This window comes from Citrobacter sp. wls717, from assembly GCF_005280955.1.
In the GTDB taxonomy this organism is placed as follows: domain Bacteria; phylum Pseudomonadota; class Gammaproteobacteria; order Enterobacterales; family Enterobacteriaceae; genus Citrobacter; species Citrobacter werkmanii.
This window is the reverse complement of record NZ_SZWW01000007.1, coordinates 561,331-574,043: the sequence shown is the minus strand read 5'-3', so window position 1 is coordinate 574,043 and position 12,713 is coordinate 561,331. Positions and strand designations below refer to the sequence as shown.

Annotated in this window: 12 protein-coding genes; 8 read left to right on the top strand and 4 right to left on the bottom strand. The window is 52.1% G+C overall.

Features of this window, described 5'->3' with window-relative positions:
* Positions 1 to 17: 17 nt before the first annotated feature.
* Positions 18 to 611: a replication initiation negative regulator SeqA gene (locus FDX09_RS07445; protein WP_137346996.1), complete on the bottom strand. Its 594-nt coding sequence runs from the start codon at positions 609 to 611 to the stop codon at positions 18 to 20.
* A 193-nt stretch (positions 612 to 804) separates the two neighbouring features.
* Between FDX09_RS07445 and ybfF the strand changes: the two genes are divergently transcribed.
* The 8 genes from ybfF (at position 805) to FDX09_RS07400 (ending at position 8,640) form a co-directional block, all read left to right on the top strand.
* The gene (gene ybfF, locus FDX09_RS07440) at positions 805 to 1,578 is read left to right on the top strand and encodes an esterase (RefSeq protein WP_137346995.1); all 774 of its coding nucleotides are present in this window, start codon (positions 805 to 807) and stop codon (positions 1,576 to 1,578) included.
* A 128-nt stretch (positions 1,579 to 1,706) separates the two neighbouring features.
* A complete protein-coding gene (ybfE, locus tag FDX09_RS07435; RefSeq protein ID WP_042310165.1) occupies positions 1,707 to 1,994 on the top strand; it encodes a LexA regulated protein in 288 nt (95 codons plus the stop codon).
* 349 nt (positions 1,995 to 2,343) lie between these two features.
* Positions 2,344 to 2,874 (top strand): flavodoxin FldA, encoded by a 531-nt coding sequence (fldA, locus tag FDX09_RS07430; protein WP_003022839.1) that lies wholly within the window; start codon positions 2,344 to 2,346, stop codon positions 2,872 to 2,874.
* 289 nt (positions 2,875 to 3,163) lie between these two features.
* Positions 3,164 to 3,610, top strand: a complete 447-nt coding sequence (fur, locus tag FDX09_RS07420; RefSeq protein WP_003022836.1) for a ferric iron uptake transcriptional regulator — start codon at positions 3,164 to 3,166, stop codon at positions 3,608 to 3,610.
* A gap of 127 nt (positions 3,611 to 3,737) precedes the next feature.
* Positions 3,738 to 4,664 (top strand): tricarballylate utilization LysR family transcriptional regulator TcuR, encoded by a 927-nt coding sequence (tcuR, locus tag FDX09_RS07415; protein WP_038638820.1) that lies wholly within the window; start codon positions 3,738 to 3,740, stop codon positions 4,662 to 4,664.
* Positions 4,665 to 4,761: 97 nt separating this feature from the next.
* Positions 4,762 to 6,165, top strand: a complete 1,404-nt coding sequence (gene tcuA / locus FDX09_RS07410; RefSeq protein ID WP_137346994.1) for an FAD-dependent tricarballylate dehydrogenase TcuA — start codon at positions 4,762 to 4,764, stop codon at positions 6,163 to 6,165.
* Positions 6,152 to 7,291 (top strand): tricarballylate utilization 4Fe-4S protein TcuB, encoded by a 1,140-nt coding sequence (gene tcuB, locus FDX09_RS07405; RefSeq protein ID WP_137346993.1) that lies wholly within the window; start codon positions 6,152 to 6,154, stop codon positions 7,289 to 7,291. The genes tcuA and tcuB overlap by 14 nt, the downstream gene beginning before the upstream one ends.
* A 53-nt stretch (positions 7,292 to 7,344) precedes the next feature.
* A complete protein-coding gene (locus tag FDX09_RS07400; RefSeq protein WP_038638812.1) occupies positions 7,345 to 8,640 on the top strand; it encodes an MFS transporter in 1,296 nt (431 codons plus the stop codon).
* A gap of 44 nt (positions 8,641 to 8,684) precedes the next feature.
* On the opposite strand, the gene chiQ is transcribed toward FDX09_RS07400, so the two are convergent.
* The 3 genes from chiQ to glnS form a co-directional block, all read right to left on the bottom strand.
* Positions 8,685 to 9,017: a ChiQ/YbfN family lipoprotein gene (gene chiQ, locus FDX09_RS07395; protein WP_038638809.1), complete on the bottom strand. Its 333-nt coding sequence runs from the start codon at positions 9,015 to 9,017 to the stop codon at positions 8,685 to 8,687.
* A gap of 49 nt (positions 9,018 to 9,066) precedes the next feature.
* The gene (chiP, locus tag FDX09_RS07390; RefSeq protein ID WP_038638807.1) at positions 9,067 to 10,473 is read right to left on the bottom strand and encodes a chitoporin; all 1,407 of its coding nucleotides are present in this window, start codon (positions 10,471 to 10,473) and stop codon (positions 9,067 to 9,069) included.
* 433 nt (positions 10,474 to 10,906) lie between these two features.
* Positions 10,907 to 12,574 carry a glutamine--tRNA ligase gene (glnS, locus tag FDX09_RS07380; RefSeq protein ID WP_038638804.1) on the bottom strand — a complete coding sequence of 556 codons (1,668 nt, stop codon included), beginning with the start codon at positions 12,572 to 12,574 and terminating at the stop codon, positions 10,907 to 10,909.
* Between the last annotated feature and the right edge of the window lie 139 nt (positions 12,575 to 12,713).

Sequence of the window (12,713 nt, the reverse complement as noted above, 5' to 3'; positions counted from 1 at the left end):
TCCTTCTAATGCAAGGATTAAATTGTTCCGCAAACCTTTTCAATCAATTCCGCAGGGAATTGCATTGACTGCATGATGTGCTCCACCATGCTGCATTTACGGCCGGTGTTGGTATTGGTGATCACCCAGTACGGCGTGCCTGGCACGTGTTTCGGTTTGGTTTGATTACCATTTTTCAGCAGCGTCTGTTCATCTGCCGCAAAATAAACGCGCGTCCGGCCATGCAACGAATCCGTTGCTTCGGCGAATGCGTTTTGATCCAGAGAATAGAGTGTAGACAGCACCAGCATAAAGCGATTTACTGCTTTCTTCTGCTCCGCATATTCGTCGGACAGCAGCATAAAGCGATTTACTGCTTTCTTCTGTTCCGCATATTCATCGGACAACAGCAGTTCACGCATCGCGCGCACTTTATCTTTTACGGGGTTAACCGGCTTAGCTTCCACGACAGGTTGCACAGCGCGGACTTCTTTTACTACCGGAGTGACAGGCTGTGCTGCGGCGGAAAATTTCAACATACGCCGTAAAATGTCGGATGCGCTCTCGCCGATATGCTTGGTATGGCTGGCAATATAGCTATAGAGTTCATCATCAACTTCAATCGTTTTCATCTTAATCCAGTGCAGTGTTTAGCTGAATACAAGTTGTTGGGTTAACACGCGTAGTGTAAAGGCAAATCCCAACAGCGGATAGCGTCAAGCCTGGTGGCTGATAAAACTCGGAGTAACCGTAGTTGTTGCAGCCCTGTGGCAGAATGGTCAACATGATACCCTAACCCGTGAGTGTGAAAAAAAGAACTTTGCCATGAAATTGAATATCCGAGCGCAATCTGCGCAAAACCTGCACAATAATTCTCCCATCGTCCTGGTTCACGGCCTGTTTGGTAGCCTGGATAACCTGGGGATCCTGGCACGCTCCCTGGTGGCCGATCACGATATCATCCAGGTCGATATGCGAAATCATGGCCTCTCGCCCCGATCGCCTGAGATGAATTATGCGGCCATGGCGCAAGACCTGGTGGATACGCTGGACGATCGACAGATCGAAAAAGCGATCTTTATTGGTCACTCTATGGGGGGAAAAGCCGTCATGGCGTTAACCGCGTTAGCCCCTGATCGTATTGATCGGCTGGTGGCTATTGATATTGCGCCGGTTGACTATCATGTGCGCCGTCACGATGAGATTTTTGCGGCAATCAATGCCGTAACCGAGGCACAAGCGTCCTCGCGCCAGCAGGCGGCAAGCGTCATGCGCCAGCATCTGCAAGAGGAAGGTGTTATTCAGTTTCTGCTGAAATCCTTTGTTGACGGCGAGTGGCGCTTTAACGTTCCCGTATTATGGGATCAATATCCCAATATCGTCGGTTGGCAAACCATCCCGGCATGGGAGCACCCGGCATTGTTTATTCCAGGCGGTAACTCCCCTTATGTCACCGAAGCGTATCGCGAGCAACTGCTGGCACAATTCCCGCAGGCTCGGGCGCACGTTATCGCAGGCGCGGGGCATTGGGTACATGCGGAAAAACCTGAAGCAGTGCTGCGGGCCATCCGTCGTTATCTGAACGAACCGGCTAACTGATTAAAAACTCAGCGTCCGTGCGCGATTACGCGCGTGGGCGTTGGCGTGCCTCTCCTGCTGATGTATTATGGCGCGCTATCCATCCGGGCGGACGCCTGGCTGATTGTTTCCCCGAAGTCACCAAGATCATGGCCAAAGAACAAACGGACCGTACGACATTAGATCTGTTCGCGCAGGAGCGTCGCCCGGGACGACCCAAAACTAATCCGCTCTCGCGTGATGAACAGTTACGTATAAATAAACGTAATCAGCTTAAACGTGACAAAGTTCGCGGGCTTAAGCGTGTCGAACTGAAACTGAACGCTGATGCCGTTGACGCGTTAAACGAGCTGGCCGAGGCGCGCAACATGAGTCGCAGTGAACTCATCGAAGAGATGCTGATGACCCAACTCACCGCATTGCGCGGTCAGGCATAGTCTGAATTTCTGCTCTATACACTAAATAATTCGAGTTGCAGGACAAAACGCCCCGGCCGTTTTGAACAGCGCTTGCGCTGGCCCCGAAGGGGGGAGGCCGTAAGGCCGAATCATGCGGCAAATGAACGCATCCCGATGAGCTTACTGTAGTAAGTAATTCGGGTAAGTGAGCGCAGCCAACGCACCTGAAACTTGAAGTATGACGGGTATAAATCATAAATCGTGTAGCACAGAGTGCAGTCCCGCGTGTTTGCTGTTTCCGCATGCCTGACTGTTCTGCTATGATTGCCCTTATCCGTGGGCAATGCGCCACCACCATTTCAATAAGTTTCAAGAGGTTATTTTACTCATGGCAATCACTGGCATCTTTTTCGGCAGCGACACCGGTAATACCGAAAACATCGCAAAAATGATTCAAAAACAGCTTGGTAAAGACGTTGCCGATGTACATGACATTGCAAAAAGCAGCAAAGAAGACCTGGAAGGGTATGACATTCTGCTGCTCGGCATTCCAACCTGGTACTACGGTGAAGCGCAGTGTGACTGGGACGATTTCTTCCCTACCCTCGAAGACATTGATTTTAACGGCAAACTGGTTGCATTGTTCGGCTGCGGCGACCAGGAAGATTACGCAGAATATTTCTGCGATGCGTTAGGCACAATTCGCGACATCATTGAGCCACGCGGCGCCACCATCGTCGGTCACTGGCCAACGGCGGGTTATCACTTTGAAGCGTCCAAAGGCCTGGCTGACGACGACCACTTTGTCGGTCTGGCTATCGATGAAGATCGCCAGCCGGAGCTGACCGCTGAACGTGTAGAAAAATGGGTTAAGCAGATCTCAGAAGAACTGCACCTCGACGAAATCATCAATGCCTGATTTCGCGCGGCGCAGATCCTCATCTGCGCCGCATCAATAGATAAAACCAATCAAAATAATTGCTACAAATTTGTAACTTTTCCGTCTGACCCTGTACAATGGCTGGATGCCAATCGGGTGTTGCACAGTGTGTTTGTCGGCGATACCACGTTTTGATTAACAATATATGCCAGAGACTTGCTGTTTTCATTTAACCATGGCAGTTCTATAATGATACGCAATTTCTCAAGTGCAATTTCTGTCACTTCTGTTAATGAAGTGAATCGTTTAGCTACAGGACAGATTCCGCATGACTGACAACAATACCGCATTAAAGAAGGCTGGCCTGAAAGTAACGCTTCCTCGTTTAAAAATTCTGGAAGTTCTTCAGGAACCGGATAACCATCACGTCAGTGCGGAAGACTTATACAAACGCCTGATCGATATGGGTGAAGAAATTGGTCTGGCGACCGTGTATCGTGTGCTGAACCAGTTTGATGATGCCGGTATCGTGACCCGCCACAATTTTGAAGGTGGTAAATCCGTCTTCGAACTGACTCAACAGCATCACCACGATCACCTCATTTGCCTCGATTGCGGCAAAGTGGTCGAGTTCAGCGATGATTCCATTGAAGCGCGTCAGCGTGAGATTGCGGCTAAACATGGTATTCGCTTAACCAACCATAGCCTCTATCTTTATGGCCACTGCGCCGAAGGCGATTGCCGCGAAGATGAGCATGCGCACGACGGCAAATAATGTGACGCTTTCTGAAAAGCCAACCATCCGGTTGGCTTTTTTTATGGGCCAAATTTGACCATCCCCCTCTTCCTTCTACGTCAATGTTGCTTTAATGTAAAAATCAATTGCCATTCGGAGAGTTGAAATGGAACTTCGTCAACTACGCTATTTTGTACGTATTGTAGAAACCGGCAGCATGGGTAGCGCGGCGCTCGATCTCAATATCGGTGTTTCGGCACTCAGTCAGCAAATGACGCGCCTGGAAAGCGAACTTGCTATTCGTCTGCTTCAACGCACCTCGCGCGGTGTGACGCCCACCAGCGCCGGACTGGCTTTTTACTCCCAGGCGCAGCTGGCGCTCCGGCATGCAGACGATGCAATCCTCGCCGCACGCGAGGCCCGACTTTCCGGACACGTCAGCGTCGGTATGGCCCCCAGTACCGCTTCCGTTCTCGGCATGCCATTTATTCACGCCATGCGGGAAAGCTATGCTGATGTTCGCCTGCATGTGGTGGAAAGTCTCTCTGGCAACCTGGAACGAATGATTAATACCCGCCAGATTGATCTGGCTGTCGTGTTTCAAAAAGAAAAGATCCTGCGCTGGAGCGCCAGACCGATTCTTGAAGAACGGCTGTTTTTGATTGGGACCCATGCCCTATTGGCTGATATTGTCGACGACAATATTGCTCCAGCCCAGTTGGCAAATATTCCATTGATCATGCCAAGCCCGGGACATGGTCTGCGCGGCAGGCTGGATGCCATCTGCCAGGAACACGCGCTAAATATTGAGATCGCTACTGAAATTGATGGTCTGGCGTTACTGATGCGCGCCGTACGCAGTGGCATTGGCGCCACTCTTCAGCCCGGTGCGGCGATCTCCCATCTCGATAAAGAAACTCTAAGAGTGATCGGCGTCTATAATCCGATACTTAGCCGCCCTAACTTTCTGGTCAGCCTCTCTGACGATGAACTTACCCCGGCAGGCCTTGCCGCCCGTGTGGTGCTGACGAAAGTTATGCATCAACTGGTGGAAGCAGGAAGCTGGCCTGGCGCTACTCTTTACAATAACTAAAGTACTGTTTAGCACCACATCATAGCGCCCGCACAAGCTGTGCGTATACATTTCAATTACAAATTTAACAAATAGTTAAATGGTAATGGAGTATACGATGGTTGATGTTCTGGTGATTGGTGGTGGTAATGCCGCGTTATGTGCTGCCTTGACCGCCCGGGAGCAAGGAGCTTCGGTACTCCTGCTCGAAGCGGCCCCCCGGGAATGGCGCGGAGGAAACTCCCAACACACGCGTAATTTACGTTGTATGCATGATGCGCCGCAGGATGTGCTGGTGGACAGCTATCCTGAAGAAGAATTCTGGCAAGATCTGTGGCGCGTCACGGAAGGAAATACCAACGAAGCGCTGGCGCGTCTGGTGATCCGTACCTCTTCACAATGCCGCGACTGGATGCGCCAGCACGGCGTTAACTTTCAGCCACCTCTCTCTGGCGCTTTACACGTGGCGCGAACCAACGCCTTTTTTATGGGCGGTGGAAAGGCCCTTGTGAATGCCTATTATCGCAGCGCAGAAAAGCTGGGAGTGCAGATCCGCTATAACACCCCGGTTCAGGCGCTTGAACTGCGTAATGGCGAGTTCGTGGCGGCGCTGGCAGGCGAAGAGCGCATCACCGCTAAATCCTGCGTGCTTGCCGCTGGCGGTTTTGAGTCTAACCGCGAATGGCTACGAGAAGCATGGGGAGAGAACGAGCGCGGCGAATGGCCAGCGGATAACTTCCTGATTCGCGGCACGCGCTTTAACCAGGGCGTACTGCTCAAATTTATGATGGATGCCGGAGCCGACATTATCGGCGATCCCTCCCAGTCACACTGCGTGGCCATTGATGCCAGAGCACCATTATATGACGGCGGGATTTGCACCCGCGTGGACTGCGTCTCGCTCGGTATAGTGGTGAACCGGGACGCTGAGCGCTTTTATGATGAAGGTGAAGATTTCTGGCCCAAACGCTACGCCATCTGGGGACGTCTGGTCGCTCAACAGCCAGGGCAGATTGGCTACTCCATCATCGACAGTAAAGCTATTGGCCACTTTATGCCGCCGGTCTTTCCCGGCGCGCAGGCCAATACGTTGGCAGAGCTGGCTCTTCAGTTAGGACTGGATGCCGAACGTTTTACCCACACCGTGACGCAATACAACAACGCCTGCCAGCCAGATCAGTTCGACCACACCGTTCTGGATAACTGCGCCACCAAAGATTTGCTACCCGCGAAAACGCACTGGGCGCGACCGCTTGACCAGCCGCCATACTACGGCTATGCCCTGCGACCAGGGATCACCTTCACTTATCTTGGGTTAAAAGTGAACGAACACGCCGCTGTGCATTTTGCCGGGCTTCCAAGCCGTAACCTGTTCGTCGCCGGAGAGATGATGGCGGGCAACGTGTTGGGCAAGGGCTACACCGCAGGCGTGGGGATGTCGATCGGCACCACCTTTGGCCGCATTGCCGGAAAAGAAGCCGCGCTGGCCGCACGTAAGGAGACACGTCATGAAGCAGCTTGAGAAACTGATCATCGAAGCGCAAATTATCACCGAACCGGAAGCTGAAGTTGAACGTGTGATGCAGGTGTGCAATGCCTGTCGCTATTGTGAAGGCTTTTGCGCCGTATTCCCGGCGATGACGCAACGTCTGGAATTCGGTAAAGCGGATATCAACTATCTGGCGAACTTGTGCCATAACTGCGGCGCTTGCCTGCACGCGTGTCAGTATGCCCCGCCTCATGAATTTGCCATCAACGTACCGAAGGCGATGGCGGAGGTCCGGCTCGAAACCTATCAGCATTATGCGCAACCCGCCGCCTTTGGCGCGCTTTATCGTCGCGCAGGCGTAACCGTGACGCTGGCGCTGGTTTTCGGTCTGATCCTGTTTTTACTCCTCGCTATAGGTTTGAAAGGTTCACTATACCATCCTCCGCTGGCCGGGGATTTCTATCAAATTTTCCCGCATAATCTGCTGGCCTGGATGTTTGGTTCGGTCTTTATTCTGGCGATCGGTTTGCTGATGGCGGGCGTGATCCGCTTCTGGCGCGAGATCTCTCCGGGTATGCCGCGTTCCGCCGAGATTGCTGAAGCCTCACACGATGCGCTGACGCTGAAATATCTCGATGGTGGCCACGGCAAAGGTTGTAACGAAGCGGATGATGCTTTCACCCTGATGCGCCGCCGTTTCCACCACTTTACCTTCTACGGTTTTATGCTCTGCTTTGCCGCCACCGTGGTGGCTACAGGCTATCACTACTTTGCAGGCATAGAAGCGCCCTACCCGTTCTTCAGCCTTCCGGTGATGCTGGGCACGCTGGGCGGCATTGGTCTGGTTGTCGGCCCGGCTGGCTTGCTATGGCTGAATCTTAAACGCTCACCGCTACACGGCGACGCACGGCAAAAACCGATGGATCGCGGTTTTATTTTGCTGCTGCTGCTGACCAGTCTGACCGGTCTGGCGCTGCTGGCGGGAAGAGACACCTCATGGATGGCTATTTTACTGGCCATTCATCTCGGCGTGGTTATGGCGCTTTTTCTGACCATTCCTTACGGAAAATTTGCCCACGGATTTTACCGCTGCGCAGCCTTACTCAAGTGGGCGATTGAGAAACGGCGCAGCAAACAAGCGGGGGTCACAGGCGACTAACCCGCAAACTCTTACCTCTATAAATATTATGATAAGACAGTGGAGCAAACCCAATGACACAACAACCATCGCGCGCCGGAACTTTCGGCGCAATACTGCGGGTAACCAGCGGTAATTTTCTCGAACAGTTCGACTTTTTTCTGTTCGGGTTTTACGCCACCTATATCGCAAAGACGTTCTTCCCCGCGGAGAGTGAATTTGCCGGGCTCATGTTGACCTTTGCGGTTTTCGGTTCGGGTTTTTTAATGCGGCCCGTTGGCGCAATCGTGCTGGGTGCTTACATCGACAGAATTGGTCGCCGTAAAGGACTGATGGTGACGCTGGCGATCATGGGCTGCGGTACCCTGCTGATTGCCCTGGTTCCCGGTTATCAAAGCATTGGCCTGCTGGCCCCTGTGCTGGTATTAGTCGGTCGATTATTGCAAGGCTTCTCTGCGGGCGTAGAGCTGGGAGGCGTTTCGGTTTATCTTTCTGAAATCGCCACGCCTGGCAATAAAGGTTTCTACACCAGTTGGCAGTCCGCCAGCCAACAGGTCGCCATTGTGGTGGCGGCGCTGATTGGCTACGCTCTGAATGCCACACTGGGGCACGATGAGATCTCTGAATGGGGCTGGCGCATTCCGTTCTTTATTGGTTGTATGATTATTCCGTTGATCTTCGTCCTGCGCCGTTCGCTTCAGGAAACAGACGCATTTTTACAACGTACGCACCGTCCCGACACCAGGGAAATTTTCACCACTATCATCAAAAACTGGCGTCTGATCGCTGCGGGTACGCTGCTGGTAGCGATGACCACCACGACGTTTTACTTTATTACCGTCTACACCCCAACCTACGGCAGGGCCGTACTCCACCTGAGCGCGCGCGATAGCCTGGTAGTCACCATGCTGGTCGGTATTTCTAACTTTATTTGGCTGCCGATTGGCGGGGCGATATCTGACCGAATTGGTCGTCGTCCGGTATTGATGGGGATTACCGTACTGGCACTGCTTACCACCTGGCCGGTAATGCACTGGCTCACCGCCGCGCCAGACTTCATGCGCATGACGCTGGTCCTGCTTTGGTTCTCGTTCTTTTTTGGCATGTACAACGGGGCAATGGTCGCGGCACTCACCGAGGTGATGCCTGTCTATGTCCGTACGGTGGGCTTTTCACTGGCATTCAGTCTTGCCACGGCGATTTTTGGCGGCCTTACACCAGTCATATCCACGGCGCTGGTCCAGCTAACCGGGGATAAAAGCTCACCAGGATGGTGGCTGATGTGCGCAGCACTTTGTGGACTCGCCGCCACGGCAATGCTGTTTGTCCGACTGAGTCGGGGCTATCAACCAGTGGAACATAAGCTCTGAAAAGCAAACGGGCGGAAAATTCTCCGCCCGTAGCATTTTTCGAATTACTGCGCAGCGTTCTTGCTACGAATTTCCTGCCAGACCTTGTCACAATCAGCATTAACGGACTGATCGTTACCCGTGCGCGTGGCCTGGATACACTGCTGATAATCCAGTACGCGTACGCTTTCTTCATTAGCAAACTGCTGGTGCTGCTTTTCTTTCTTCAACACATTCAGCACGCTTTGGCAGGCTTCAATTTTCTCCGGCGATCCTTGCGCGGTGTTAATACACGCGCTGTAGGCTTCTTTCAGGCGACTGTCTTCTTTCGGCGAAGGGGATTGCGCACAAGCCACCAGCCCTGATGCCATAATGGCGATGAGTATCAGTTTTTTCATAGCACTTTCCTCAACGGAGCGGCAGACGTCTGGTCTGCCGCTGTTGGCATTAGAAGATGGTGAACGGAGCAATAACGATGAACTTCACGTCGCGTTCATCCTGGAAGATGTTGCCATAACCACCGCCCCAGCTCGGAATGTCTGAATGGTTGTCGTACTGGGTGAAGTGCAGTTTAAACATGGTGCCCTTCGCACGACCGTCCTGCAGGGTATAGACCGCATCCAGGCTGTAAGAAGACTCTTCGATAGTCCGGTTTTTGTCGTAGTACGCATCCGGATTGAGCTGCCAGGTAGATGGCTTGGCATCCCAGGCGTAAACGTAGGACGCACCGACTGCCCAACCCGGCAGATTCCAGTTCTTCAGGTCATACATTGCGCCGAAGAAGACGGCCTTTTCGCCGTTGGCGTTGAAGTCAGAGCGGTTGTCCCACCAGATATCCAGACGACCGTTTGATGAGGCGTAGGTCGGGGTCATACGCTGCAGGAAGTACCCCTGCTGCCCGTCCGCTTTAACCCAGGTCCCTTCCAGGCGCAGGTCAACCACTTCCGCCACTTTGTAGCCGAAGGTCAACGCCTGCAACCAGGCCGTGCCGTCATAAATATCGTTCACGGTGCGATCATCAACTTTGTCGCGCGCGCCGTAGAACTGATAACTGGTGGTAAACGGGTTACCGCCTAAATCGAATTTGTAGCTGGCTTTCGCGAAGTACTGATCGACGTAGCCTTCAGACTGACCAAATGCCGCTTCCAGCAACAGGTTATTTTTGAAGTCATATTTCGCGCCGATTGAGTGCAGGTAATCTACGCTGGTCTTTTTATCGGCCTGATAGAATTTATCGACTTCGGTGTGCCACGGCGCTTTATATTCATTGGCCCACATATAGGAGAAGCTCAGTGCGCCGGCATCACCATAGTCGAAGTTGGCACCGGCTTCGGCACCCTGATAAGTACCAGGCATAAAGCTCCAGTGCGGAGCCAATAGCGTCTGCCCGGTTGGTTGAATGTAACCGGCGCGCGCCCAGGTTGGGCCGTATTTAAATTTGGCTGCTGCTTTATACAGGCTAATTCCGCTCTTATCGCCGGAGTAATCTTCGTCGTAGCCTTTATTTTTTGAAGAGAATGCGATTTCGTTTGGATGGCCGCTTTCGCTACTTTCGTTCATTTCAATCGCGGTGAATGCTGCAATATCAATACCAAACATATCCGCCGCATAACCGGACTGGAAGTCGAGGTTGGCGTTCCATGTGGAGTGAGAAAGGTTGGTTTTGTATTTGTCATGATCGGTGACATCTTTACGGTCACGCTCACGCTGCCAGTAATAGATGCCGCCGGTTAAAGTGGAGTCATCAATGAAACCTTCGGCGTGAGCCTGGGGAGCGACAACGAAACCCGACATTGCTGTGATACCGGCGATAGCCAGCGCCAGCGTACTACGTTTGCCACTAAACGTACGCATATGTTAATCCTCTTTGACATAAAAATGCTGCCGATAAAAGCGGTCAGCGAAAAAACAAAAATTAAAAAAGTAGCGCTAAGAAAACCTCAGTGACTACAATGAATAGACTATTTTTCGCGACGCGAATTATCAATCTCTTTCTGTAACGAGTATGTAATAGTATGAGCAACCGCACATATTTCATTGCTTTCTGTTACATTTTCATCGGGAGATAAAAAAGCGTTGAAAAAAAGAAAAAACCGCTTGTTTTCCATGGGGATGAAATCGGTTTCAGCCCATTTCATATTGCGGTAAGTTATTTAAAGGTAAAAACATTCAGCCGATTCATTATTACAGGCATGTAATTAATTCGCTCCGCAAATGGAGCCTGGAAAACGTTTTGGCGTAAAAAAAACGCCGCATGAAGCGGCGTTTAGACAGGATGTGTTGCGGCTTATTCGCCCGCTTTAGCCCACGTATCGCGCAGACCAACGGTGCGGTTAAACACCAGCTTGTCAGCCGTAGCGTAGCGGCTGTCAAGGCAGAAGTAACCTTCACGTTCAAACTGGAACGCTTTGCCTGCGACCGCGGCCTGCAGCGATGGCTCGCCGTAGCCGTGTTTAATCACCAGGGATTCCGGGTTAATCACGGACAGGAAGTCCTCTGCCGCGCCTGGGTTCGGTACGCTAAACAAACGATCGTACAGGCGGATTTCAATCGGTAACGCATGTGCCGCACTGACCCAGTGAATAACACCTTTTACTTTACGACCATCGGCCGGATCTTTGCTCAGAGTATCGGCATCGTAAGTGCAGAAAATGGTGGTAATATTCCCTTCCGCATCTTTCTCTACACGCTCGGCCTTGATCACGTAAGCATTACGCAGACGTACTTCTTTGCCCATCACCAGACGCTTGTACTGCTTGTTCGCTTCTTCGCGGAAGTCAGCGCGGTCGATCCAGATTTCACCGCTGAACGGCACTTCACGGCTGCCCATTTCCGGTTTATTCGGATGATTAGGCATGGTCACCATTTCGCTCTCGCCCTGCGGGTAGTTTTCGATAACCAGTTTCACCGGATCGATAACCGCCATCGCGCGCGGCGCGTTTTCATTCAGATCTTCACGAATGCAGGATTCCAGAGAGGCGATCTCAATGGTGTTGTCCTGCTTGGTCACGCCAATGCGTTTGCAGAATTCACGGATAGCGGCCGCGGTATAACCGCGACGACGCAGGCCAGAGATGGTCGGCATGCGCGGATCGTCCCAGCCCTCAACGTGCTTGTCGGTCACCAGCAGGTTCAGCTTGCGCTTGGACATCACGGTGTATTCCAGATTCAGGCGCGAGAATTCATACTGACGCGGGTGAACCGGGATGGTGATGTTGTCCAGCACCCAGTCATACAGACGACGGTTATCCTGGAACTCCAGCGTACACAGCGAGTGGGTAATGCCTTCCAGCGCATCGCTGATGCAGTGGGTAAAATCGTACATCGGGTAGATGCACCACTTGTTGCCGGTCTGGTGGTGTTCAGCGAACTTAATACGGTACAGCACCGGATCGCGCATCACGATAAACGGCGACGCCATGTCGATTTTCGCGCGCAGGCAGGCTTTACCTTCTTCAAAGCCACCGGTACGCATTTTTTCGAACAGCGCGAGGTTCTCTTCGACGCTGCGATCGCGGAACGGGCTGTTTTTACCCGGCTGAGTCAGCGTACCGCGGTATTCGCGAATTTCGTCCGCTGACAGTTCGTCAACGTACGCCAGACCTTTATTAATAAGCTCTACCGCATAGGCATGAAGCTGATCGAAGTAATCCGACGAGTAGCGAATGTCGCCAGTCCAGTGGAAACCTAACCATTCAACGTCGTTTTTAATCGACTCAACGTACTCGATATCTTCTTTAACCGGGTTCGTATCATCAAAACGCAGGTTGCACTGGCCCTGGTAATCTTGCGCAATACCAAAGTTCAGACAAATGGATTTCGCGTGGCCAATGTGCAGATAGCCATTTGGCTCCGGCGGAAAACGGGTATGGATCGTGGTGTGCTTACCACTGGCCAGATCTTCATCGATGATCTGACGAATAAAGTTACTCGGGCGGGCTTCAGCCTCACTCATCGTGGATTCCTCAAAGCGTAAACAACGTATAACGGAATATGATCTTATAAGCCAGGCAGACTGACAACCTTTAGTTACGCAAAATATGTATCAATCGAAAATATTGGGGCCAATTGCTGCAAAAAAAAGCGGCGGAGGA

Excerpts from the sequence above, each read along its gene's own strand:
- chiP (WP_038638807.1), bottom strand. The coding sequence starts at position 10,473 with ATGCGTACGTTTAGTGGCAAACGTAGTACGCTGGCGCTGGCTATCGCC.
- FDX09_RS07445 (WP_137346996.1), bottom strand. The coding sequence starts at position 611 with ATGAAAACGATTGAAGTTGATGATGAACTCTATAGCTATATTGCCAGC.
- FDX09_RS07400 (WP_038638812.1), top strand. The coding sequence starts at position 7,345 with ATGACACAACAACCATCGCGCGCCGGAACTTTCGGCGCAATACTGCGG.
- fldA (WP_003022839.1), top strand. The coding sequence starts at position 2,344 with ATGGCAATCACTGGCATCTTTTTCGGCAGCGACACCGGTAATACCGAA.
- ybfE (WP_042310165.1), top strand. The coding sequence starts at position 1,707 with ATGGCCAAAGAACAAACGGACCGTACGACATTAGATCTGTTCGCGCAG.
- fur (WP_003022836.1), top strand. The coding sequence starts at position 3,164 with ATGACTGACAACAATACCGCATTAAAGAAGGCTGGCCTGAAAGTAACG.
- tcuB (WP_137346993.1), top strand. The coding sequence starts at position 6,152 with ATGAAGCAGCTTGAGAAACTGATCATCGAAGCGCAAATTATCACCGAA.
- glnS (WP_038638804.1), bottom strand. The coding sequence starts at position 12,574 with ATGAGTGAGGCTGAAGCCCGCCCGAGTAACTTTATTCGTCAGATCATC.
- ybfF (WP_137346995.1), top strand. The coding sequence starts at position 805 with ATGAAATTGAATATCCGAGCGCAATCTGCGCAAAACCTGCACAATAAT.
- tcuR (WP_038638820.1), top strand. The coding sequence starts at position 3,738 with ATGGAACTTCGTCAACTACGCTATTTTGTACGTATTGTAGAAACCGGC.
- tcuA (WP_137346994.1), top strand. The coding sequence starts at position 4,762 with ATGGTTGATGTTCTGGTGATTGGTGGTGGTAATGCCGCGTTATGTGCT.
- chiQ (WP_038638809.1), bottom strand. The coding sequence starts at position 9,017 with ATGAAAAAACTGATACTCATCGCCATTATGGCATCAGGGCTGGTGGCT.